Origin of the sequence: Bartonella sp. AP30XZML (assembly GCF_042195945.1) — a bacterium.
GTDB lineage: Bacteria > Pseudomonadota > Alphaproteobacteria > Rhizobiales > Rhizobiaceae > Bartonella.
Map to the genome: position 1 here is coordinate 136996 of NZ_JBHIPJ010000109.1, position 24593 is coordinate 161588.

Sequence of the window (24593 nt, forward strand, 5' to 3'; positions counted from 1 at the left end):
ACTTTAAATTATTTTTGCTTTATATGCTGGAAAACAAAAGACATTTCCTCTTAGTGATATTATCATTCTCGGCATGTAATGCCTTTAAATAGTATATTTCTAATTCTTTCATAAAAATTAGGTTCTTTATGTACGATAGCCATAAAATACTCACTTTTAAAGTGTGAGTATTTTATGAGCGATATTTATAATGGAATAAAAAATATAAAACAGAAAGAAAAAATAGCAATTAAGCTTCTTGATGAGAACTGTTTATATCGTTGTCATTAATTTCTTCTGCCAATAATTCTTCCTGACTTTCTTCTAATAATTCTTCTGGAATATTATATATTTCTTTAGCCGAAGTGAGAGTTTCACCTTCTGCTTGGCGTTGTGCTTCACTGGTAGAACGCGCAACGTTAATAATCACAGAAATTTGAACCTCTGGATGTAAACTAAGAGTGATAGTGTGAAGACCGATCATTTTTATTGGATGATTAAGTTCGATTTGATTTCTTCCAATAGAAAAGCCTTCATCTGTTATGATTTCAGCAATATCACGTGTTGACACAGAACCATAAAGTTGTCCCGTTTCACCAGCAGAACGAACAACAATGAATGATTGTCCATCAAGTTTTTCAGCAATTTTTTGCGCTTCGCTTTTGCGTTCAAGATTACGTGCTTCAAGTTGTGCACGTTGTACCTCAAAATGTTTTTTATTAGCTTCATTTGCCCGTAAAGCTTTACCTTGAGGCAAGAGAAAATTACGCGCATAACCATCTTTAACTGAGACAATATCACCCATCTGACCAAGACGAGGAATGCGCTCAAGTAAAATAATATCCATAGTTTTTCCTTTCGAACAAATAAATTTAGTGGAGTTTTTTGCGTGATTGAAAATTGTATTGAATAGCAGCCCAAATTCCCATCAAAAGTACCATGAAAACAATAGGTGGAGCAAAAACGACTGTAAAAATAGCAATATAAACAAGAGAAAGTATAATAATTCGACCGTTTACCCCTTTTGTAATATTGTGAAGATATGCTAGACCGCTAATTAATATGATGACAATGTATGCAGTACTAAAGACAAGGGTACTCAAGTTAAGAGAAGCGCTCAGCTCAACCATCGATGTTATGCAAACAATAATGAAAATAATAATTCCAGAAATTGGAAGGCGGAGAGTTTGGCTCCAATCATCACGGGGTCTTTTCAGCCATTTCATATGTTGTGCTGCTATAATGGAAAAGTAAAGGTTACCAATGAGAAAAACCAAACTATAAATAGTCAAAGAAAAAGCAGTAAAAGTTGCTGTATGCGTCATTAAAAGCTCACTAAAAGCGCGTATATAGGCTTCTTTTATTGACTGTGTTTGTTGCAGAGTTTGTGCTATGTTTTCGGTGATTTTTTTTGCAACGATGGGTGTGGAAGGACGTGTTTGAACATAGAGCCCAATGAAAGTTGCTATAAGAGCGATAAAATTAGTTAAATGAAAAATAACCGATGATAATGGATACCATATCAGTTCATTTTCTTTTTGCGCTGGTCGTGCAAGCCCAAGAAGCCAAGAAGCATAGACAGCAGGAAGGAAAAATAAGAACATAAAGCCAAGAGCAATATAGGTATTAGTGGTTATGATAAGAACAACAGTAGCACTTATGAGGGCGATGAGACTGGCTAATGTTCCTTGACCGAACGCAACAATAAAAATTGGTAATGAAAGAAAGCAGCCAAGAAGAAGAGAAAAAAAGGGCACGATATTTGCAACACTGATGATTGCCAGTCCTATCACAACAGCAAATAATCCTGCTAAAATACCGGTTAATATCTCATAAGTACGATTTTTTTTCATTTATTGCTGTCCTGCTTTCTGCAGTTAGAGGCGTGTCAATACCCCAACTTTGACATTTAATAGCTTAACATAGGATACAACAAGCTATTTTTTAACCATATAAGAAAAGCAACTGGAGAAACTCTCCAGTTGCATAGCATATTGATCGCTTACTTTATAACGTACGGAAGTAAGCCTAAAAAGCGAGCACGTTTGATAGCATTAGCTAATTCACGCTGTTTTTTCTGACTAACAGCAGTAATCCGTGAAGGAACAATTTTCCCACGTTCGGAAATATAACGTTGTAACAACTTGATGTCTTTATAATCAATTTTGGGAGCATTGGTCCCTGAAAAAGGACATGTTTTTCGACGACGATGAAAGGGGCGACGTGCAGAGTTTTGATTAGTATCAGTCATCATTCTACCCCTTCTATAGTATTTTCACGTTGACGACGTGGAAAACGAGGACGCTCTTCATCATGTCCAATGTGACTATTGCGATCAAGGTGTGAGAGCATAGCAGATTTTTCTTTTTCGTGTTTTTCTACGCGAATGGTCATATAACGCAAAATATCTTCATTGATGCGCATCTGACGCTCCACTTCAGCAATTGCTGAAGCTGGTGCATCAATATTGACTAAGACATAATAAGCTTTACGGTTTTTACGAATACGGTAAGCAAGAGGACGAAGTCCCCAATTTTCTATACGCCCAACTTTTCCACCATGCGCTTCAATGACACCTTTGTAGAGACTCAAAAGTTCATCAACTTGCTGCGGAGCAATGTCTTGTCGGGCAAGGAACATATGTTCATAAAGAGCCATTGTTTTGCCTTTCTTCAATTAAATTTCACCGGTTTTAGCGCAAAGCCTCTGCGACTTGTCTTTTTTGGAAATCCAAAGAAGAAAGGACGCGTTTACAATTCGAGACATCTCAGAGCGGAGACACGGGAGGCCGGAAACATTGTATTTCCTACTGATATTTTACAGCCCTCCGTTCAACCTCCAGCTAAAGTGCCGGCAACGAATATTTCATATCTACAGGTTATCTTTTAAAATAGCAAGTTTATGCACATAAAAAATTGATTTGTTAAATCTTGATATATTTCCTTCTTCTACAAAAAGATAATACTGTAATATAAAGGCAAAGGAGGGAAAAATGGACTTTTTAAACCAGATTGATGTTACACTCTTTGAAATGTTTGTCGGCAATCATCAAGCTTGGTCGATTATAGTTTTGTTTAGTATTTTTTGTGCAAAGTTTTTAATTTATATTATTCCTCTCCATCTTTGTGCGTTGTGGTTTTGTAGTGGGGAGAGGGAACGGTGTGTTGTGCTAAGCATTTGCATGAGTATTTGTGCATCTCTTTTCATAGGTTATCTCATTTCTCTTTTTTATTTTCATCCTCGCCCATTCGTGGTAGGGCTGACGACACCGCTTATTCAACATCGTGCAACAGCTTCTTTTCCTAGTAATCATGCCTTGACCATTGCATCTTATGCAGCTAACTTTTATTTTTACCGATACAAAGTTACTTTTAAATTTGCCACCGTATTTTTGTGTTTGATCTGTTGGGCGCGCATCTTTGTGGGTGTACATTATCCCTTTGATATTTTAGCAGGTGCACTTTTAGGAAGTCTCATAAGTTTGGGTGTTATTCAGTTTATAGCACCCTATTTTCCTAAGTTTTTATATCAAATTCCGCCCTTAAAATATAATTTTAAGTGTGGTATTCGTTTTAAATAAAGGGCTTTATATTGATTTGTGCGGATGAATAAGGTCAAAAGAAAATAATTTAATTGTACAGTTTTAGGAGTTGATAAATGGGTGCAGCTTTTATTTTTCCAGGGCAGGGGAGTCAACTTGTTGGTATGGGGAAAGCGCTTGCAGAGCAATTTATTGTCGCAAGGATGGTTTTCGAGGAAGTTGATGATGCTTTGGGTGAGAAATTATCAAAGATCATTTTTGAAGGACCAGCAGATGTTTTAACGTTAACAGCAAATGCACAACCGGCATTAATGGCTGTATCTATGGCTGTCATTCGTGTGATGAAACAATTAGGGCTTCGTATAGAAGAAAAGGTAAGGTTTGTTGCTGGTCATTCTTTAGGCGAATATTCGGCTCTTTGTGCTGCTGGTACATTTACTCTCACAGATACAGCAAGACTTTTGCGTATTCGTGGCAATGCTATGCAGGCTGCTGTCGCGGTTGGTGAAGGTTCTATGGCTGCATTAATTGGTTTAGAAGAGCACATTGTGGAAGAAATTTGTGAAACTGTTTCTGGAGAAGGACTATGTCAGATTGCTAATGATAATGGTGGTGGGCAAATTGTTATTTCCGGTAAAGCAAAAGCAGTTGAGGCAGCGGTAGAGATTGCATCAACAAAAGGTGCAAAACGTGCACTTCTTCTTCCTGTTTCTGCACCTTTTCATTCATCTTTAATGCAACCTGCTGCTGATGCCATGAAGAAAGCACTTTTGACTGTTAACAAAATGTCCCCTATTGTTCCTTTGATTGCCAATGTTTCTGTTGCACCTGAGAGCAATCCAGAGCGTATTACTACTCTTCTTGTCCAACAAGTGACTGGGAGGGTGCGATGGCGTGAAACAATAGAATGGATCGCTGCTAATGGAGTTGATACGCTTTTTGAAGTTGGTTCTGGAAAAGTTTTAACAGGTTTAACGCGTCGTATTAACAAAGATATAAAGGGGGTAACCATTGGAACAGTTGATGAAATAGAATCAGCGCTAGGTATGCTTGGCGTTTAATCTATAAGGAGTTAAAAGATGTTTAGATTAACAGGACGTAAAGCTCTTGTAACGGGGGCTTCGGGAGGAATTGGTGAGGCAATTGCACGCTGCTTTCATGCACAAGGAGCCATTGTTGGACTTCATGGAACACGTGAAGAAAAGCTCAGAGAAGTGGCGGCAGAATTAGGGCAGAATGTTTTTGTATTTCCCGCTAATCTTTCTGAACGCCAATCGATTAAACAATTGGCTGAAGTTGCAGAGAGAAAAATGGATGGCGTCGATATTTTGGTTAACAATGCAGGAATCACTAGGGATGGTCTTTTTGTGCGTATGCAAGATAAAGACTGGGATGATGTTTTAGAAGTTAACCTAACAGCTGCTTCTCTTTTGACGCGTGAATTAATACATTCTATGATGCGCCGCCGTTATGGAAGAATTATTAACATTACATCTGTTGTTGGTGTAGTGGGAAATCCTGGACAAACGAATTATTGTGCTGCAAAAGCAGGCTTGATAGGTTTTTCTAAAGCATTGGCACAAGAAATTGCTTCGCGAAATATCACTGTCAATTGTATTGCTCCAGGATTTATTAAATCTGCAATGACAGACAAGCTTAATGAAAAGCAAAAAGAAGCCATTATGGCTGCAATTCCAATGAAGCGTATGGGAAGTGGGCAAGAAATAGCTACTGCTGCTGTTTATTTAGCAAGCGATGAAGCAGCCTATACGACAGGTCAAACACTCCATATCAATGGTGGAATGGCAATGATATGAGTATTTATTTTATTCCACATTGATTTATGAGTTGTATTATTTTAGATAGTAACGATTGAAATGGATAGATGCATCTATTTCTTTAATATGGTCGTTAATCAATTGATGTCGGAATGTCAGATTGGTTCATTTTGTAGGGGATATCCACAGGATGTTTTAAATCATTACTAAAATCTTTTAAAGTAATGCATCTATTGCTTGATTAGATGAACCGATATAGTTAACCAAATTATAGGAAATATAAATTCGAGGATTTCAACATGAGTGATACAGTAGAGCGCGTTAAAAAAATTATCGTGGAACATCTTGGGGTTAATGCTGATAAAGTTGTAGAAAATGCAAGCTTTATCGATGATCTAGGGGCTGATAGCCTTGATACGGTTGAACTCGTTATGGCTTTTGAAGAAGAGTTTGGGGTAGAAATTCCAGATGAAGCTGCTGAAACGATTTTTACAGTTGGCGATGCAGTCAAGTTCATTGATAAAGCTTCTGCGTGATTACTAAAGGGCAAAGGCATAAATTGCTTTTGCCTATATTCTTCGGAGCTCTTTTGAAAAGAGAGCTTTGAGAGGTGAAGTTTAGTTCAAGGTTAGAAGTTATGAAACGTGTTGTTGTTACTGGTTTAGGATTGGTATCTCCATTAGCTGGTAATATTGAATGTAGTTGGAAACGACTTCTTGAAGGAAGAAGTGGTGTCCGACGTATCACTGAGTTTGATGTGTCAGATTTGCCATGCCAGATTGCTGCGCGTATCCCCTTAGGGGATGGAACAGAGGGGACCTATAATGCTGATTTGTATATGGAACCTAAGGAGCAACGTAAAGTTGATGCATTTATTGTTTATGCAATGGCTGCTGCTAACCAAGCGCTTGCAGATGCCGAATGGTTTCCTAAGAGTGATGAAGATCAGATTTGTACAGGTGTGTTAATTGGTTCGGGAATTGGGGGAGTTGAAGGTATTGTTGAAGCTGGTTATACGCTTCGTGATAAGGGCCCACGTCGTGTTTCTCCCTTTTTTATTCCAGGTCGTTTGATTAATCTTGCTTCTGGTTATGTGTCTATTCAATATGGTTTACGGGGGCCTAATCATTCTGTTGTAACAGCTTGTTCAACAGGGGCGCATGCGATTGGTGATGCGGCACGTTTGATTATGTTTGGTGATGCAGATGTCATGGTGGCAGGGGGGACTGAATCTCCGATAAATCGGATATCTCTTGCAGGTTTTGCAGCTTGTAGAGCTCTTTCTACTTGTCGCAATGATGATCCTGAACGGGCGTCACGTCCTTATGATACTGATCGTGATGGTTTTGTGATGGGGGAAGGAGCAGCTGTTGTTGTTTTAGAAGAGCTGGAACATGCCAAAAAACGAGGAGCACGTATTTATGCTGAGGTTATTGGCTATGGTTTATCTGGTGACGCTTACCACATTACAGCACCTTCAGAAAGTGGTGAAGGGGCTCAGCGTAGTATGATAGCTGCTCTTAAGCGTGCACAAGTGAATGTGAGTGAACTTGATTATATTAATGCTCATGGTACATCTACGATGGCTGATTCCATAGAGCTAGCGGCTGTTGAGCGTGTTTTAGGGAGTTATGCACCACAAGTTTCTATGTCATCAACGAAATCATCTATCGGGCATTTACTTGGTGCAGCCGGTGCTGCTGAGGCTATTTTTTCTATTTTAGCTATACGGGATAATATAGCCCCAGCGACACTTAATCTTGACAATCCATCGATTGAAACAAAAATCGATCTTGTACCACACAAACCGCGTGAACGAAAGATTGATACAATTCTTTCTAATTCTTTTGGATTTGGTGGGACAAATGCATCGTTGGTGATGCGACGTTTTAGGGGATAATAAGTATTTTTATTTAATTTCTGCTTTTGAGTTTTCTACTTTATTATAAGGTGAATGAGAAATTATAATATTATCCTTAATCGCTATTGAGGGGTTATGTCCGATGTGAAAAATGGAAAATCATTAAAGGACGTAAGTGATTCCTCTTCGAATCATTTAGCAGATAGTTATGACATGTTAATACATAAAAAACGAAAGAAATCATCTATCGTCCGTAATCCGTTGGTCATTCTCGGTCATTTTTTTCTTATGCTGATTGTGATTATTCTTTTTGCCATAAGTATTCCTCTTTATATTGGAAAAAGTATTTTTGAAGAAAAGGGAAAAATTGAGGAAGAACAAATTGTTCTTATCCATCCTGGTACCGGAATTCGTGAAATTGCTTCATTGCTAGAAAAACGTGGTTTCATTCGATCATCAGATATTTTTGTTTATGGGGTTGGTTATCACCAAAAAACAACGCATCTGAAGGCTGGTGAATATTTAATTCCAGCTCATGCTTCGATGCAGGATATTATGGATATTCTTGTGAAAGGAAAATCTATAGAATATACATTTACAGTACCTGAAGGTTTAACGGTTCAGCAAGTTTTCGATCGATTAGCTGCGAATGAAATTTTGATTGGAGACCTTCCAAAAATTTTGCCTCCAGAAGGCTGTTTAATGACGGATACAGTTCATTTTATTCGGGGGACAACGCGTAAAGAGATTGTAAATAGATTGCGTGAAGGACAGACAAAATTAATTCATGATATATGGGCTACGCGTTCACCTGATTTACCTATTAAATCAATTGATGAATTTGTTATATTAGCCTCAATTGTTGAGAAAGAAACGGGAATTGCAGCAGAAAGACCAATGGTTGCTGCGGTATTTTATAACCGCCTTACAAAGCATATGCGTCTTCAATCGGATCCAACAGTGATTTATGGTCTCTTCGGAGGAAAAGGAAAACCATCCGGTCGTGCGATTTATCGTTCAGATCTTGAGAAGGAAACACCATATAATACTTATAAAATTAATGGTTTGCCCCCAACGGCTATTGCAAATCCAGGTCGAGATTCTTTGAAAGCGGTGGCACATCCACCAAGCAGTGATGCACTTTATTTTGTTGCTGATGGTTCAGGAGGGCATGTTTTTTCTCGAACTTTAGAAGAACATAATATGAATGTTCGCAAGTGGCGAGAATTAAAGGCAAGACATTGAATTTATAGTGATAACACCATCGTAAATGAAAATCTCAAATATAGTAAAATTTTTCTATTTAAACTTTTTATGAGAATGATAAAAAATTATTTTCTTGTCTGTCACAAGTGGGATTAGCGTATGGATAAAAATATTTAAGAAAGAAGTGAATATACTGCTAATACCTTATCTCAAAAAAGAGCAGAATAATATTGAGAATTTCTAAGAAAACACATTGATTAGGGGATAGGTTGAGATAATGTATAATTCAAACTTTGGAGAAACATTTATGAACAAAGTAGAGTGATGTAATGACAGACTTTGAAAGTAAATTGAGTACTATAAAAATGAATCAACGCCGCGGTTTTTTATTTATTCTCTCTTCACCTTCAGGTGCTGGTAAATCAACAATTTCTCGATTACTTCTAAAAGAGGGACAATTAGAGCTTTCCGTAAGTATGACCACAAGGAAAAGGCGTCCTAGTGAAGTAGATGGGCTGCATTATTACTTTATTTCAAAAGAAGAGTTTGAATATAAGCGTGATAGGGATGAATTTATTGAGTGGGCAGAAGTTCACGGAAATTATTATGGCACTTTACGTGAAACTGTTGAAAGCGCATTGAATGCTGGCCAAGATATGTTATTTGATATTGATTATCAAGGTACCGAGCAGCTGCAAAAAAAGATGCTAGGAGACACTGTCTCTGTTTTTATTCTTCCACCATCAATGAAAGAGCTTGTTTCGCGTTTACATCGTCGAGCAGAAGATAGTCAAGATACTATCAATTTGCGATTGGAAAATGCACGAACGGAGTTAAAGCATTGGCTTTCTTATGATTATGTTGTGATTAACGAAGATTTAGATCAGTCTTTATCTTTTATTAAATCAATTTATTTAGCTGAAACCGTAAAACGTGAGCGTTGTTCTTATCTTGGCTCTTTTGTTGATGGGCTTATTGCTGAAAAAATCGATAAATGTTGTGATTAAAAAAGGTTTTATAACACAAAGTGTATTTTTTAGAGCACTAGATGCGCTAAAGTTACAAATTCAGAAACCGAGAGCGTTTCAGCACGGCGCGTTCCATCAATTCCAGCTTTTTCTAATAGCTCTTCACCTCCAAGTATTTTGAGATTTTGACGAAGCATTTTTCGTCTTTGTCCAAAGGCGGTTTTTGTGACGAGGCTTAGTTTTTTTGCAGAGCAGGCAAGAGGTTGTGTTCGCGGAATAATATGAACAACGGAAGACGTTACTTTAGGTATTGGTATGAAGGCTTGAGGGGGGACATCAAAAGCAATTTTAGCAGTGGTACGCCAGCCAGTTAAGACACTAAGACGTCCATAATGAGTAGATTGAGGTTTAGCTGTAATCCGTTTGGCAACTTCACGTTGAAACATCAATGTCATTGATTCATAAAAAGGAGGCCATGGTTCAGTTAAAAGCCAATTTAATAAGAGTTGTGTCCCAATATTATAGGGAAGATTTGCAATAATGCGAGGTTTTACTGGGCTTGTTTCAAAGAGTTTTGAGAAGTCTTGCTTCAGTGCATCATTACAAATAACTTTTAATTTTTTAGGATAGTGTTTTTCTATTTCTAAGAGAGCCGGTATGCAGCGCTCATCGCGTTCTATTGCTGTTACAATGGCACCCTTTGCTAGCAAGGCACGTGTGAGACCTCCAGGACCTGGACCAATTTCAAGAACAGGTTTTCCTTCTATATTGCCTGCTTGATGAGCAATTTTAGATGTTAAATTAAGATCAAAAAGAAAATTCTGCCCCAAAGATTTATGCGCTTGTAATCCGTATATATCAATGACCTCACGCAGAGGAGGGAGATTATCTATTGGCATGGGTTTAAATTATTTTTTGCAAGTTGATTTGCAAGTTTAAGAGCAGCAATAAAGCTTTCGGGAGAGGCTATCCCTTTATCAGCAATGTCAAAAGCAGTTCCGTGATCTGGAGACGTGCGAATAAAAGGTAGACCTAACGTGACATTAACAGTGCTATCAAAATCTAATGTCTTAACAGGGATAAGGGCTTGATCATGATACATACAAATGGCAACGTCATATGCTTTTCTTGCGCATTCATGGAACATTGTGTCGGCAGGCAGTGGGCCTGCAATATTGAGTCCTTTCTTTTTAAGATATTCAATAGCAGGAGTGATAACTTCAATATCTTCTTTTCCCATTGCACCTCCTTCTCCAGCATGAGGATTAAGACCAGCAACAGCTAGTCGGGGTGACGTTATTTTAAACCTTGTTTTTAAGTCATATTCAGTAATAAGTACCGTTTGAATAATTAAATCACGGGTAAGCTGTGAAGGAACATTTTTAAATGGAATATGAACAGTTATTGGTACTGTTTTTAATCGGGGTCCTGCTAACATCATAACTGGATGATAACATTTATGAAAAGCTTTATGGGCTAAATCGGCTAAAAATTCTGTATGACCTGGAAATTGAAAACCGGCATCATAAAGACTCTTTTTTGCAATAGGACAAGTGATAAGTGCACATGCATGGCCATTTTGAATCAATTGAACACAGCGTTTAATTGCTTCAATAATTCCAGCGGCATTATTCGATGAAGGTATACCTAATTGATCACTTTGTTTGTTTTTTAACGGTATGATAGGAAGAGCGTTTTGAAAATTTTTTGCAGGATTATTGATTAAAACAGATTGCACCTCAACATCAATCTGTAAAAAACGAGCGCGCGAACGAATAACATCTGGATCAGCAAGAAGTACAAAACGTGGAATTTGGCGCGTAACACGCAAATTCCACGCTTTTAGTACTATTTCAGGACCAATTCCGGCAGGATCACCACCGCTAACAATAAGAGCAGCCATTATGAATTTTGAATGCGTGCCACTCGCCGCAGTTCTCCTAAATATTTTTCGCTTAATTCTTCAAGTTTTTGCGGGCTTCTTTTTTTACTATCTTGAAGAGAAAATATCAGTCGAGCGACATAATCATCAGAAACTCTTTTTATTTTGCAGACAGCAATTGCTTCGATTCCATCAGATGTTTCTTGTAATTTTGTCATTTTTCCAGCAGGCGTTTCAAGAATAGCTTGTTCCCATGCATTAGGAAGTTGTGGCTCCAGAAACTTTCCTAAGTGGCGGATAGTAACGTCTAAAATACCTCTTGCTTGATTGTGAGCATTGGCACATCCACGGAAATGTGCGCGAAAATTACTTGCTTCTCTTTGACGTCTTTCAAAGATTTCTGAACGACGATGTGCAGGAATGACAAAAACAATTCGCTGTAATGTATATTCGTTGGTTGAAGGTTTTACACCACCATTTTTTAATATTCTGCGTACAGCTTCTTGTTCGCTAATCATACCTGTTTCAGCTTGATAGCGTGCACTAACAAGACGCCCCCATCCTATTTGTCCACGGATGTAATCTTTAAAGTGTTGCACAGTGATCTCAGTTTGGATCAGAATCTGGTTGAGCTGATCAATCGTCATATTATTTTGTGTCGCAAAATTCTCAAAAGCTCTATCAACTTCATCATTGCTTACTTCAATATTACGACGTTTTATTTCAATATTTTTTAGCTTTTCGTCAATAAGCTCTTTTTTAGCCTGTGCCACCAAATTGCTTTGCTTTTGTTGTAACCTGAGAAAAGCAAGGCGTCTTTGTATATCATAATTTGTGATGGGGTTGCCATTAACTGTAACAACAATAGAAGTCTGCGCAAAGACTGTCGGAATCAAAAATCCATTTATTAGCAGGCTACTTACGCTCAAAGATGCAATATAAAATAAAGCAAGAAAACGCTTTTTCAATTTATTCATGTAAATAGGCTTTCGCATTGTTTATTAATTCTCATCAACAACTTAAAATACACGCTTTCTTTCATAAAAACAATGATAAGTTAAATGACTGATACATTCCCTTTATAAATTAATCTATCTTTTTTCCTATATCTGCAATCGTACGCAATGAAAGAGAGAAATTAAAGTTTTGCAAGGGGGCTTTCCTGCCTGGATTCGTTACCTGTTGATAACCGAATGTTAACCCGAAACATTCGTCCATATAACTCAAGCTAATTCCTCGCTTTATAAATGTACCAGATACTAAATCATAACCGGCGTTGCTATTAATGGACCAATAATCTGCCAATTTAAGTCCTGTTTGAAAAGAAATTTCTTGGCGCTCTTGAGAATATTCATAATCTAGTTGCTTTGCGATATAGGCATATTGTAGAGCCGCCCAAAAATTTTGCCATTTTTGTGATGCTTCGATTTCACTACGGCGCATTTTTCCTGTTTTTTTGTCAAAGCGTCCACGCGTTTCTAAGGAAAAACCACTTTTATGGGTTGTACCAAACATTGCAACATAGTCTGAACGTTTTGCCTCTAAGCTAGAATGAGTACCGACATTGATAAAGTCCTTTTCTGCAAAAGAATTCTTTCCTGCTAGATGAAAGGATTGTCCAATGAGACCATAAAGAGACCAATTATCATTAAGGCTTCCAGAATATCTTATACCTATATTGGCTCTTGTACCACCTTCTACACGATCATAACCAGAAAATTTGTCTCGTTGAAAGAGAGTGGTTGCATCAAAGACAAAGCTTTGAGCATCTTCATTAGGAATTTGTCCAATATATTGTTCATTATTGCGTATAAAAATTTGTGCAGTTGGTTCTATAATATGTGTAGAATGATCAGCTATAATGAGGAAGGGATAGCGTAGTTCCAACCCTGCTGTTGCCATGCCACGAATTGCTGAACCATGAGTTGCGGATAAGGCATTGTTTTCTATAGAATCTGTATGATTTTTGCTTGCATTGGTTGTAATGATATCAGCTCGTAGAGAGAGAAGAGGGGTTAAAATGAGTCCATTGTGCGTGTTGAAGCGCTTTTTCCACTGAAGCTCGTTTGTTAAACGCAAACTATTTCCAGCCATACCAGAAAGTCTTACTGTGTTGAGAGGGTTTCCGTTCTGGTCGGGTGAATTGAAGTCAGCATGGCGACGATAAACTGATTGTATATTACTATGGAAGGTAAGCTCTCCATTATAAATGGGTTCATCTGGTGTGAAAAAATAATCGATGCGTGGTAAGACCCACGCTTGTCGAGAGTGACGTTCATAATGAGGATCATTCAGTATTGAATCTTGAACTTTAAAATGATAAAAACGCATATCAAAATAATTTTTTCCTGCAAGACCATTCAAATAGATCTGAGAAAGTTGTGTAGGATTGTTATAGTTTTCAAGTTTATAGGCACGACTAAAATGCCGATCTGATTGTGCAAGAATATCCCATCCATAAGCCCAGTGTGAGTTAATACGAGAATCCCCCTTTGTCGCCAGCATATAACGGTTTTTATGTTGGGCATCAATCGTATCATTATCAAATCTATGCGGTTTCATTTGATATATATGAGCAAAGCGAATGTTATAACGGCCCGTTTTTAAACGCTGACGCCATTCCCCTTCGGTTAAAAGCCCTTGTTGGGTATAAACCGTAGAAGAAAGGGTAAAATCATAATGGGGGGCGAGATTCCAGAAATAAGAATTCTTTATCCCCATACCGAGATAATCAGTATAAAAAAAATGAGGAGTAAGCAGACCGCTAGCACGCCTGACAGTTGGATCATAGATCTCAAAATTTGGAAATTTTATAACCGGTACACCAAAAACTTCAAAACTGCTATTTTCAAACCGAATTTTTTTGACGCTATTATTCCATATGATCTTTCTTGCTTTAATTTTCCATAGGACGTCTCGATCTGGTTTATAAGAGCAAGGTTCACAGGCTGTATAGGTTGCATTTTCAAAGACTGTTATGTGATTGTGTTTGCGTGTAGCATTTTGGGCTGAAAAGTGAACATTGTTGGCTGTATCAATACGTAAGGCGTTTACAAAACCCTCGCCAAGATCTTTGGTCATATCAATTTGGTTGGAATAAATTTTATTACCATCCTTTTGAGTAATTTCAACGTTCCCTTGTGCTATAAGCCGTCCTGTTTTTTGATTGTAAATAATTTTTTGAGCGATAACTTTATTGCCATCATATTCGATTTGGACATTACCGTTTGCAGAAACAGTGTTTTCATCACGATTGTAGATGAGTTCATCCGCAGAGAGCAAAAGAGGAGGTTCCGGATTTTGAATGCGACTTTGAGAAGGAGATTGAAGGCTTTGAGCGTGCGCACAATAAGATAAAGCACCTCCTAAAATAATCCCCACAACACTTTTAAAAGCGAGAGCACTTAATTTTGTTAAAATAGTTTTTTTAAGTGTTAATGCTTTCACTTAGCCATCCTCTTTATGAAGTAAAAAAGAGATTCCTAAGAATAACGCAATAACAACGGGTGTCCAAGCTGCAATAATTGGTGGAATATATCCAGCATTACCAAAAGCTTGAACAAGTACGGAAATAACATAAAGCATAAACCCAGCTATTACGCCACCAAGAATCAACATTCTAGATTGCCCAAAACGTGTAAAATTTAAAGATACAGTTGCTGCAATGAGGGTCATTGCCACAAGCAATGCCGGTAATGCAATCAAAGATTGGAAATACATATCAAAATTATTAGCAGAATAGCCAAATGAACGTGCAATCATAATTTTTTTTGGCAATTGGTAAAATGGAATAGTTGCGGGATTCACTAAACGTTCCGTTAAAAATTCAGGTTTTAGATTGGTTTTTATTTGCAACACGGTAAATTTTTCAGGAGGATGCCCTATTTTATAGATTGTTCCATTTGTTAATTGCCAAAATCCATTAGTCAAGGTTGCTTTTGGGGCGTTAATCCAATTTTTAACGGTTGCATTGTCATTGTATTGTACAAAGGTTGCATCGAGAAGAGAAAGTCCTTGATCGGTGATAGATTTAGCACCAATGGTTGTTCTGCCTAAATTTGTACGTTGTGTTAACCAGTGGATACTTGTATTGTGAAGAGGTGTTAGTACATTGTGATTGCGCCATTCAGTCATCTTTTTTTCTGCTTGAGAAAATCCCCATGCAGCAAGTGGATTAATGAGAAGAATTGAAAATAATCCTAAAAGAAAAGCTCCAAAACAAGCTGGCATAAGAAATTGCCATGCAGAAACACCGATTGAACGAGTCACCACAAGTTCAAGTTTTTTGTTGAGCGAGATAAGCGTTGCCATTGCAGAAAAGAGTGCAATGAAAGGGATAAGTTGTTGCATGATAAAAGGGATGCGTAAAACAGAGAGGAAAAATGCATCTTTTGCTGTATAATGCGGAAGGGAAGATAGCCTACCGGAATTCTCTGTGAAATCGATTAAAAGAGCAAGAACAAAAATGCTTCCCAAGAAATAACAAGTTATTTTAAGATAACGTATAAAAAAATATCGTCCAAGTGTCCACCCAATCATGATATTTTATCCGAGGAATCTTGAGATTTTCGATGTTCAAATTTGTTCATTATTTTTTGAAAAGCGATTTGAAGTATCTCATTAACTTTTGTGGGAAGCCCAATTTTATGATTCGTTAAAAGCATAAAAAAGACAAATGCACTTGTTCCTATAGGTATAATATAAAGGAGAGGAACGTATGCAAGATCGCTTTTTGATTTTTCTGCGAAAAAATATCCTATCCAATACACCAGAAAAGAAAGGGCAATTGCCGAGAGGTTTGCGGAATGACGAGCTTGTCGATGGGAGCATACATCCCCTGCCGCTGCTAATGCAATAAGTGAAAAAACAATAGGGTAGAGCCATTGTGTTAATCTGCGGTGAAATTCAGCTTTATATTGGAGTGGTTTTCGTTGATAGTAGGGATCTTTTGGGTCAGGGTTTTGTAAATAAGAAAGAGACCGATCTTTTGGATAAAGAGTAGGTGTTTTATCACTGGGGATAAACTCTCCTAGGCTAAAAGTATATGAGCTAAATTGCACGATTGAAACACTGTTATTTTGATGATTGACTCTTTCTATTTCACCGTTATTGAGAACCAGAAAACTGCCGTTTTTATTATTCACAATGGATGCGTCTGTTGCATAATAAAAAAGATCAGTTTTAGGATCACGCTGGTCGGCAATGAAAAGGCGTTCAAGTGTTCCGTTTGGATTTCGTTCGCCAATTTCTATGTAAAGGTTATTGGCGAGTTTTTGAAAGCTCCCTTCACTAATGAATAGATTAATAAGATCAAAATGAGCGCTTGCTAGCATTTGTCGCATATGAAGACGCGCTTGAGGAACAACAAAATTAGCTATAGAAAAGGAGATACAGGATGCAACAATAGCAAGAAGAAGGATAGGTTTCCAAACAGTACTTTTAGGAAAACCAGAGGCATTGATGACAGCAAATTCTGAGTCTTGATGCATTGCTGAGAGGATGGTTGTAACTGCGATCACTAATGCAAATGGAATGACAAGAAAAATAACAGAAGGAACCAATGAGAGTGAAAATTGTAAGACTGTGAGGAGTGTTTGTTTACTTGTTGTGAGAAAGTTTATCCGTGCAAGAATTTGTATAGTCCAACTAACGCCCACTGCTGCAATCATGACAGAACTAAACAAAACAAGGACACGTTTCAGGATGTAGAACTCAATAATACGCATAAATTGGGGAAAATCCTCAGTTTTTAATTCGATAGCAAATATTCTTACTGCTTTCGGTTAAAATGTAATAAAGTTTGAAAAAATATCCTTTCATGAATTGGATATTTTTACCAAATAAATAATATAAAATTGCCTATGAGGTCCTCTTTAAATTTTCCGTACATTATATTTTATTTTCAACTATAGTCTACAAAGAAACTAGAAGAATCTAGAAGATAACTTAAAAAACTTTTTATTAACGTTGAAAATAAAAATTATTGTCTTTTAAAGACACGTGCAAAAAGATGATGCATCTCAATCAAAAAAGAGGGTTTATATCTTGAACCGTTTCCTTTGTATTAGGAATATAGAGGTTTTTTAAAAAAGATGTTAGCTTTTTTATAAAGAATGATGAAGGCTTAAGAGATTGGATATTTTATTCTATCATTTGACGCAGTCAACGCTGAAGGATATTTTGCCGACGCTTGTGGAGCGTGCATTGGCTCGTTTTGGTACAGTAACAATACAGTGTGTGAGTAAAGAACAACGCGATTCTATAGATATACATTTATGGGTTTATACTGATGAATCATTTATTGGACATGGAACGGAGTGTGATCAATATCCAAACTTTCAGCCTGTATTTCTTACGACAGGACAAGAAAATCCGAATGATTCAAAGATTCGTTTTCTCATAGAGGGAGCTGTTTGTTCGGATATTGATGCTTATCAACGACTTGTCGTGATATTTGATGGTAAAAGTGAAGAGCAGTTGAATCTCGTTCGTGCACAGTGGAAAAAATATAAAATGGAAAATCATAATTTAACGTATTGGCAACAGACTGAAGATCGTCGCTGGGAAAAACAGGTTTAATGCGTCTCGTATCTATTGTTCTGATTTTTATAGGATTACTGGGAATAGTAAATCCTTCACTTTTTATTACGGAAGGCTCAGGGGGAGGGCGTTGGGTTTTTATTGTGATTTTTCTTTTAGGCATGTTAAATATATGGACTATAATTAAAAAAATGAAACGCCATAATGATGATTATTGATCGAATTTTGCTTGTTTTATGGGCTGTGATGTTGTCCTTCTTTTGCGTTTCATGGTTGGGGACAACGCATATCTTATCAGAAATGTTTGCTGTTTCTTATATAAGCAATATTGCAGATTTTTTATTTTTCTTTTTGAGTGCCTTGTTCGCGGGAATATTGTGGTGGAAAATACCTCAACCCCTGTCTTTAAAAATGAAACTGGCAGCATTTTTGCTGCCAGTACTTATTTTATTCTTCTTTATTATATTTTAGTTGGATATTTCATCATCTGTAAATCCGACGAAGCAAATCAGTGAAATAAAAGAAGCAAGAAGCAAATAATAGCCGATATAAGATGTATCAAAATGTTGTACCAGATATTCTGCAATATAAGGCGCAAGAGAGGCTCCTACGATACCCGATAAGTTGAAAGTAATAGAAGAACCAGTATATCGAATTGCTGTTGGGTATGGTGAAGCCAAAACAGCACCAAGAGGACTGTATATCATCCCCATGATAGACAAACCGATAACAGACATTGCAAGGACTCCTATAACTCCAGAATTTAAGAAATAAGGAATTGCAAAAGAATAGATACCGGTGATGATTGTAACCCAAATCATCAAAGTTCGACGTCTAATACGATCAGCGAGTTTTCCAGTGATGACAGTAAAAATTCCACAGAAAATAGCACCAACAATTTCGACTTGAAGAGCTTGATAAAATGGCAATTGCAGATGGTTTGTTGAGTAGCTTAACAAATATGCAGTGACCAAGTAAAACAAAACAAATGTTGCCATACCAGAAAATATTCCAAGAAATAGGATTCGTGGACATTTTAAAAAGACATCGATGATAGGAACTTTGACACGTTCTTTACTTTCAAGAGTTTTTTTGAATTGAACAGTTTCATTGATTGAAAGACGGATCCATAATCCTATAATCATAAAAACAACTGAAGCAATAAAAGGAATGCGCCATCCCCAAGCTAAAAGTTCTTCATGATCAAGGAAATGCAACAGACCTAAATAAACGGCAATAGATAAAAATAAACCGATTGGAACACCCAATTGGGGGAACATCGCGTACCAGCCGCGCTTTTCTGGAGGGGCATTTTCTGTTGCGAGCAAAACAGCTCCTCCCCATTCTCCTCCTAATCCCATTCCCTGTCCAATACGGCACAAGGTCAAGAGGAAAGGGGCAAACCATCCAGCGGTTTCATAAGTAGGAAGAAAACCAATAATGACTGTTGAAAGCCCCATTGTGAGAAGAGAAGCAATAAGTGTTGCTTTTCTTCCAATTTTATCTCCAAAATGTCCAAAAACAATTGATCCAAAGGGCCGAGCAAAAAAGGCCGCTCCAAAGATCAGGAAAGATTGTAAAATGGCAATCTGATCATTTTGTGTTGGAAAAAACACATGAGGAAATATGAGAGCTGCGGCAGTGGCAAAGACATAGAAATCAAAGAATTCAATTGTTGGGCCAATAAGGCTTGCAAACAAAATGCGACGAGGGGAATTTCTGTTGCTTGTAGCTTTCATTTCTGAGTTTATAGACATGAATAGAATGTCCCTTTCAGTATATGACAAATCAAATGACGAGTTAACTGACTATAACTATAGAAATTTCAAATCAGTGTCGAGTCAATATTGTGACACTTCGTTATATATTAGAATAATGATTATGGACTGATGAGTATGAATAAGTGGTCTATATATTATCCATATTGAATAAAATAAAGACACTGCTTTAAATGCTGTAGAAGATGGCAATAGGTGGACATAAACGCAGCTCTCATTCACATTGCTGTTTCCTTTAAAGTTTAATGCTATTTTTATCTATTAAGGAATCAATCTTATTCGTAGATCGGTGTTTAGTGTCTTAAAATATTAAAAATATTTTTCATGGATGCAATTATAACACTTTTAAAGTGTATCTAAAACAAATTAAATCTTTTAGCTGTGCATGCATTTTAAAACACATGATGTATATTTGATCTGTCAGAGTTTAATCCATCGAATGCTTTGTTATCTTAAAAAAACATGAGGTTGAGCAATTGCATTGAGTTGTTTTGGTCTATGCACTTTTTTCTAAATGGGAGAATTTAAATTTAAAATTATGGAGTGTGAATAATGCAACGCAAATTGAAATTAAGTTTTTGTGCATTAATAACCAGTGGTTTTTTTGTCAAGATTGCGAGTGCAGATGGAGTAGCGACACCAAAAGAAAAGTTATTAACACCAGTAAGTATCAGTGAACACCTAGAAGAGACAAGAAAGTTGTTATCGGAAGTGAGGGGACTAAAAGAAAAAAAGGGGGAATCAAAAAAGATAGAGAATAAACAGACAGTAGAAGGAAGTGATCTTTCAGAAGAGGAAAGGAAGAGATTAGAAAAGCTATTCTTTGAAGTCCTCACAAATTCAATAATAAGCGATGGTGCTGCGATCTATATTACTAACCGTGACTCTGAAGGTTCTGAAATAAATAGCTTTAACTATAAAGATGCAGCTTATTCCATTAATAATACGGTTAGAGAAGGGGGAAAACTCTACATTGATGCAGCAAGTGTTAGTAGAGATACAACAATTGAGCATGGTGGGATTGAGGTTGTACAAAACTTGAGCAGTTCGGAATATGCCACTGTAAAAAAAGGTGGTAAACAAATTGTTGAGAGTGGTGCAAATGCAGAAGGGGCTCAAATCCATGGTGGCGAGCAGATTATTTTTGGTAAGGGAAGCCTTGGATCTGGTTTATCGCGAAAAGATAAGGCAAGTAGTGCTTATAACACCGAAATTTATGCTGAAAATGGAATGCTAGGACTACAAAGTGTCTATAGTGGTGGGATGGCTGTTGACACAAAGGTTATGAAAGGAGGTGTCCAGAATCTTGATGGTAAAGAGAATTCTAATAACGGCTTTGCAGAAGATACTGATACAGAGGGTGAGGATTTTACAATAAATGAAGGGGCTTTTGCACTGAGTACAGAACTTTTTAAAAATGGTGCGCAGAATATCTTAGCAGGAGGGAATGCGAGCGAAGTTACTTTATACGATAGAGCTACTCAGAAGATATATGATTCTGGATACGTGGATAATCTAACAATTAATCATCAAGCAAAATCATGGGTTTTTGCTGGTGCGATATTAGGTGAAAATACAAATGTTAATAATTTTGGCAACCTCTATCTTTATGCTGGAAATGGTGAAGCTGTTACGGAAGTAGACAATCTTAATTTAAATGGAGAAGATACCAAACTATACATTATTGCGTCTGAAGATAACAGCAAAAAACCTCAGGTTAATGTCCAGAATTTAACGGGAAGTGGCAGAGTTATTTTTACGTCTTTAGGGACTAATAAGCATTATTCTCAGCTTAATATTGATGATCTTTCAGGTTCTTTACATTTCAATTTTAATGTCAATTTTGCCAAGCACCTTAGTGATTATCTTGTCATTAAAGAAAGTGGTTCAGGTTATCATACAGTAAGTATTACTGATTCTGGGGGTGAGATCACAATCCCTTCCCACAGAAGATTTACATTAATTTCTGATCATAGTGGAAACGCTCATTTTACTCTGACAAACACTTTTGGTGAAAAAATCAAAGCTATTGATGCCGGAACTTACATGTACAGTTTGAAACAGAGAAAAAATGAGAGCAATGGTAAAATCTGGTATTTAGATGCGAATTATGCTCTTGATGAGACAAATACCTCTTTATTTTCTGATTTTAGCTTGCAACCATCTGCTATAGCTTCATTATCGAATGATCTCACAGAACGCACAATTGAAAAGGGAATGATTGTTACGATTGCTGATCCTAGCTTTGATAGTAACAGTGAGAAAGTTGAAAGCACTGGAGAAACTTCGATTAGTAATACAGTTAAAGACAGTGGAAAGATCTCCGTTTATCACGGTGGTTTTAGCTTGTATACAACAATTCAAAGAGGCGGCACTGAGCTTGTTAGAACACAGGGTCTTTCACAGGATAGTACAGTTAAGAAAGGGGGAAAACAAAAGGTTGAAGATGGGGGAAAAGCTGAAGGGGTTAAAATTTACGGTGGTGAGCAGTTTGTTTCAGGAAAGTCTGATATCAAAGGTGAGATGGTAAGAAGCAGTGCCTATGACACTATCGTTTCTGGTAAAAATGGAGTGTTAGGATACCAGAATGTGTATGATGATGGAGAGGTTTTTAGCACAAAGATCATGGAAGGAGGGGTACAAAATCTTTTTGTGGAAGAAGATCTAGACCATTATAGCAGTTTTGCATTTGATACGAAGGTCTTTTCTGGTGGAGAGCAACACGTTTTAGCGGGAGGAATTGCGATTGGTGTTCTCTTACAAGGGAATGCTTTCCAAGCAATAGATTTAGGAGGCTATGTAAAAGATTTAATAATTAAGGATCAAGCACAATCGTGGTTACATTTTGGTGCAACATTAGAAGGAAGCACTATGATTCATGATTCTGGACGGATTTATCTTTATGCTGGTACTGAGCGATCTCGTACTGAAGTAGAAAAAATTGTTTTAAATGACAAAGATACCACATTATACTCTATTGCTTCCAAGATAGACGGTGAAAGCTCTTTGATTGAGGATTTAAGCGGGAATGGACGCGTTATTTTTACTTCTACCGTGTTTAATCCACATTATTCTAAACTTGAGGTCGGTAATCTTTCAGGTAATTTACATTTTAGGTTTAATACTAATTTTGTAGAACAGCGCGGTGATTATCTTCTCATAAAAAGAGGAGCAGGTCATCACACCATAAGCGTTATCGATTCTGGTGTTGAAATTACCAATTCTCCTCTACAAGATCAGAATTTAGTTTTGGAACTTGATTTAATTCATGATCAAAGCGGAAATGCGCATTTTACTCTGATAGATTTTTCTGGAGAAGAGACGAGTACGATTGATAATGGAGTCTACATGTATAGCTTAAAGACAAAAGATGATAATGGGGCAAAGACTTGGTATTTGGCTACGCCACAAATAACTTTTGCTCCTGTAATCTCTTCACCTTATGCGGAGTCACCTATAGATAAGCTTCCTGAAAAAGAAGAAAATATGACATCGTCAAAAGATTTTAGTATCTCTGATGTAATTGATTACAGTATTGGCGAAGGAGGAGGAATTCTACAAAGCTCTTTGCTCGGTGATGATAACGTAGTTTATATCTCTGATGATGGAGAGCGAGGTGTTCTTAAGAAGTCCATTAACAATACAATTCAGGGATCAGGAAGACTTTATGTTGAAGCTGGTGGTTTCAGTAAGAATACGACAATTGAAAATGGTGGTGTTGAGATTGTAGGGGAACAAGGGATTTCAGAATTTACGATTATTTACGAGGGTGGAAAACAAAGAGTGGAGGGAGGAGGAACCGCATTGAGAGCTGAAATTTATAGTGGGGAGCAGCTTGTTTTCGGAGATGGTTATGTAAATGGTGGAATTGTGGGGAGCAGCGCTTATAACACGACACTTTATGGTCAAGGTGATACGCCAGGACAGCAGAATGTATATGATGATGGGATGGCTGTGGGAACAAAAGTGATGAGTGGAGGAATACAAACTCTTGCTAAGTGGTTCGCAGATGATGATGATTTTATACAAAAGAGTGGTGGTTTAGCCGTAAATACTGAAGTTTTTTCAGAGGGTATGCAGCGTGTTTTAGCAGGGGGTGAAGCGAATAGAGTAATTTTACGCACTGGTGGTGTTCAAGAAGTCTATGCGGGTGGAATTGTGAAGAATCTAACGATTGAAGGTAATGCCAATTCATGGATTTCTCCTAGTGCAATATTAGGAGGAGAAATAAAAGTTCAAGATTTTGGTGGGATCTATCTTGATGCTGGAGGTGATGGTCAACAAACTATAGTAGAAAACATTGAATTAAATGGAGAAGACGCTCAATTATACTCCGTTGCTCGTGGGGTTGACGACAAAAGTACACGCATTCAGCAGTTAAGCGGTGTAGGAAAAGTCATTTTCACCTCTTCTGAAGATGATTTATATTACTCTCAGCTTTATATTAATAATCTAGCAGGGAGTCTACACTTCGATTTTAATGTCAGCCTTGCAGAAGGAAAAGGTGATTACCTCTTTATTGAGAATGGGAGTGGTTTTCACACAATAAGTGCCGTAGATTCTGGTATTGAAGTTGTTGATCCTTCTTCAGCAGGACTTGATTTAATTTTTGATCAAAGTGGTAGCGCATCTTTTACTCTACAAAGTTTTTCTGGCGCAAAAACTGTAATGGTTGATGGAGGAACTTATACTTATGGCTTAAAACACAAAAATATTGAGAATGAAGAGGGAAAAATTTGGTATTTGACTGCAGTTTACATGGATAGTGCGCCACGCAGAAGCAGATCTATGCGGCATTTAAATCAAAATCAATCAGTTTCTTCTCTTTCAACGATTACAGCACCACAAGAGCATGCTATTAAATTGCCATGTCGAAGAAAAAACCGCCAAAACTTAAGGCAAAAATCTCAGGCTTCTGTATCTCCAACTATTTCCTCTCTTAGAAGTCACGTTACTGAAGTCTTAGGTTCAGGAAGTTCTCATCCTCTTTCTGATGAAAAACAACAAACTGCTGTTTCAACCTCTTCTCAATCTTTAGCCGATCAAATGATTGTGCGTCC

Annotated in this window: 22 protein-coding genes; 11 read left to right on the forward strand and 11 right to left on the reverse strand. The window is 37.3% G+C overall.

The features are described 5' to 3' along the window. Positions 1-229 precede the first annotated feature (229 nt). The 4 genes from rplI to rpsF all read right to left on the reverse strand — a co-directional run bounded on the left by rplI (position 230) and on the right by rpsF (position 2637). On the reverse strand, positions 230-826 hold the full coding sequence (rplI, locus tag ACFIL2_RS08470) for a 50S ribosomal protein L9 (RefSeq protein ID WP_375636273.1): 597 nt from the start codon (positions 824-826) through the stop codon (positions 230-232). Between the two features lie 25 nt (positions 827-851). Continuing rightward, entirely contained in the window at positions 852-1832 is a 981-nt protein-coding gene (locus ACFIL2_RS08475; protein WP_375636275.1) for a hypothetical protein, read from the reverse strand. Positions 1833-1981: 149 nt separating this feature from the next. Then, positions 1982-2230: a 30S ribosomal protein S18 gene (gene rpsR / locus ACFIL2_RS08480; RefSeq protein ID WP_012754957.1), complete on the reverse strand. Its 249-nt coding sequence runs from the start codon at positions 2228-2230 to the stop codon at positions 1982-1984. Next, entirely contained in the window at positions 2230-2637 is a 408-nt protein-coding gene (gene rpsF, locus ACFIL2_RS08485) for a 30S ribosomal protein S6 (RefSeq protein WP_375612935.1), read from the reverse strand. The genes rpsR and rpsF overlap by 1 nt, the downstream gene beginning before the upstream one ends. Positions 2638-2971: 334 nt before the next feature. On the opposite strand from rpsF, the gene ACFIL2_RS08490 reads away from it, so the two are divergent. The 7 genes from ACFIL2_RS08490 to gmk all read left to right on the forward strand — a co-directional run bounded on the left by ACFIL2_RS08490 (position 2972) and on the right by gmk (position 9372). After that, entirely contained in the window at positions 2972-3559 is a 588-nt protein-coding gene (locus ACFIL2_RS08490) for an undecaprenyl-diphosphatase (RefSeq protein WP_375617656.1), read from the forward strand. 77 nt (positions 3560-3636) lie between these two features. Continuing rightward, a complete protein-coding gene (gene fabD / locus ACFIL2_RS08495) occupies positions 3637-4581 on the forward strand; it encodes an ACP S-malonyltransferase (RefSeq protein ID WP_375612933.1) in 945 nt (314 codons plus the stop codon). Positions 4582-4599: 18 nt separating this feature from the next. Beyond that, the gene (fabG, locus tag ACFIL2_RS08500) at positions 4600-5337 is read left to right on the forward strand and encodes a 3-oxoacyl-[acyl-carrier-protein] reductase (RefSeq protein ID WP_375617657.1); all 738 of its coding nucleotides are present in this window, start codon (positions 4600-4602) and stop codon (positions 5335-5337) included. Positions 5338-5597: 260 nt separating this feature from the next. Continuing rightward, entirely contained in the window at positions 5598-5834 is a 237-nt protein-coding gene (locus ACFIL2_RS08505; RefSeq protein ID WP_004860281.1) for an acyl carrier protein, read from the forward strand. Positions 5835-5935: 101 nt separating this feature from the next. Continuing rightward, positions 5936-7198 carry a beta-ketoacyl-ACP synthase II gene (gene fabF, locus ACFIL2_RS08510; protein WP_375636277.1) on the forward strand — a complete coding sequence of 421 codons (1263 nt, stop codon included), beginning with the start codon at positions 5936-5938 and terminating at the stop codon, positions 7196-7198. A 96-nt stretch (positions 7199-7294) separates the two neighbouring features. Beyond that, positions 7295-8404 (forward strand): endolytic transglycosylase MltG, encoded by a 1110-nt coding sequence (gene mltG, locus ACFIL2_RS08515; protein ID WP_375654936.1) that lies wholly within the window; start codon positions 7295-7297, stop codon positions 8402-8404. Positions 8405-8694: 290 nt separating this feature from the next. Then, positions 8695-9372: a guanylate kinase gene (gmk, locus tag ACFIL2_RS08520; protein WP_375680270.1), complete on the forward strand. Its 678-nt coding sequence runs from the start codon at positions 8695-8697 to the stop codon at positions 9370-9372. 29 nt (positions 9373-9401) lie between these two features. On the opposite strand, the gene rsmA is transcribed toward gmk, so the two are convergent. From rsmA to lptF, 6 genes are all read right to left on the reverse strand, one after another. Continuing rightward, a complete protein-coding gene (rsmA, locus tag ACFIL2_RS08525; RefSeq protein WP_375636282.1) occupies positions 9402-10232 on the reverse strand; it encodes a 16S rRNA (adenine(1518)-N(6)/adenine(1519)-N(6))-dimethyltransferase RsmA in 831 nt (276 codons plus the stop codon). After that, positions 10223-11236, reverse strand: a complete 1014-nt coding sequence (pdxA, locus tag ACFIL2_RS08530) for a 4-hydroxythreonine-4-phosphate dehydrogenase PdxA (protein ID WP_375634334.1) — start codon at positions 11234-11236, stop codon at positions 10223-10225. The genes rsmA and pdxA overlap by 10 nt, the downstream gene beginning before the upstream one ends. After that, the gene (locus ACFIL2_RS08535; RefSeq protein WP_375634117.1) at positions 11236-12192 is read right to left on the reverse strand and encodes a SurA N-terminal domain-containing protein; all 957 of its coding nucleotides are present in this window, start codon (positions 12190-12192) and stop codon (positions 11236-11238) included. The genes pdxA and ACFIL2_RS08535 overlap by 1 nt, the downstream gene beginning before the upstream one ends. A 109-nt stretch (positions 12193-12301) precedes the next feature. Then, entirely contained in the window at positions 12302-14662 is a 2361-nt protein-coding gene (locus ACFIL2_RS08540) for an LPS-assembly protein LptD (protein WP_375636284.1), read from the reverse strand. Beyond that, positions 14663-15754, reverse strand: a complete 1092-nt coding sequence (gene lptG, locus ACFIL2_RS08545; RefSeq protein WP_375634113.1) for an LPS export ABC transporter permease LptG — start codon at positions 15752-15754, stop codon at positions 14663-14665. It lies immediately after the preceding gene. Beyond that, positions 15751-16941 (reverse strand): LPS export ABC transporter permease LptF, encoded by a 1191-nt coding sequence (gene lptF / locus ACFIL2_RS08550; RefSeq protein WP_375680271.1) that lies wholly within the window; start codon positions 16939-16941, stop codon positions 15751-15753. The genes lptG and lptF overlap by 4 nt, the downstream gene beginning before the upstream one ends. Before the next feature lie 406 nt (positions 16942-17347). Between lptF and ACFIL2_RS08555 the strand changes: the two genes are divergently transcribed. From ACFIL2_RS08555 to ACFIL2_RS08565, 3 genes are read left to right on the forward strand one after another with little or no spacing between them, the layout of a single operon-like run. Next, complete coding sequence (locus ACFIL2_RS08555) at positions 17348-17794, forward strand: DNA polymerase III subunit chi (RefSeq protein ID WP_375634338.1); 447 nt, start codon at positions 17348-17350, stop codon at positions 17792-17794. After that, positions 17794-17973: a hypothetical protein gene (locus ACFIL2_RS08560; RefSeq protein WP_375634340.1), complete on the forward strand. Its 180-nt coding sequence runs from the start codon at positions 17794-17796 to the stop codon at positions 17971-17973. The genes ACFIL2_RS08555 and ACFIL2_RS08560 overlap by 1 nt, the downstream gene beginning before the upstream one ends. Continuing rightward, positions 17963-18226 carry a hypothetical protein gene (locus ACFIL2_RS08565; RefSeq protein ID WP_375636314.1) on the forward strand — a complete coding sequence of 88 codons (264 nt, stop codon included), beginning with the start codon at positions 17963-17965 and terminating at the stop codon, positions 18224-18226. Before ACFIL2_RS08560 ends, ACFIL2_RS08565 begins: the two co-directional genes overlap by 11 nt. Here ACFIL2_RS08565 and ACFIL2_RS08570 read toward each other — a convergent pair. Continuing rightward, positions 18223-19512, reverse strand: a complete 1290-nt coding sequence (locus tag ACFIL2_RS08570; RefSeq protein WP_375634342.1) for an MFS transporter — start codon at positions 19510-19512, stop codon at positions 18223-18225. The two genes, ACFIL2_RS08565 and ACFIL2_RS08570, sit on opposite strands and share 4 nt — an antisense overlap. A gap of 573 nt (positions 19513-20085) precedes the next feature. On the opposite strand from ACFIL2_RS08570, the gene ACFIL2_RS08575 reads away from it, so the two are divergent. After that, on the forward strand, positions 20086-24593 hold a 4508-nt coding region (locus ACFIL2_RS08575), incomplete at its 3' end, for a pertactin-like passenger domain-containing protein (protein WP_375680272.1).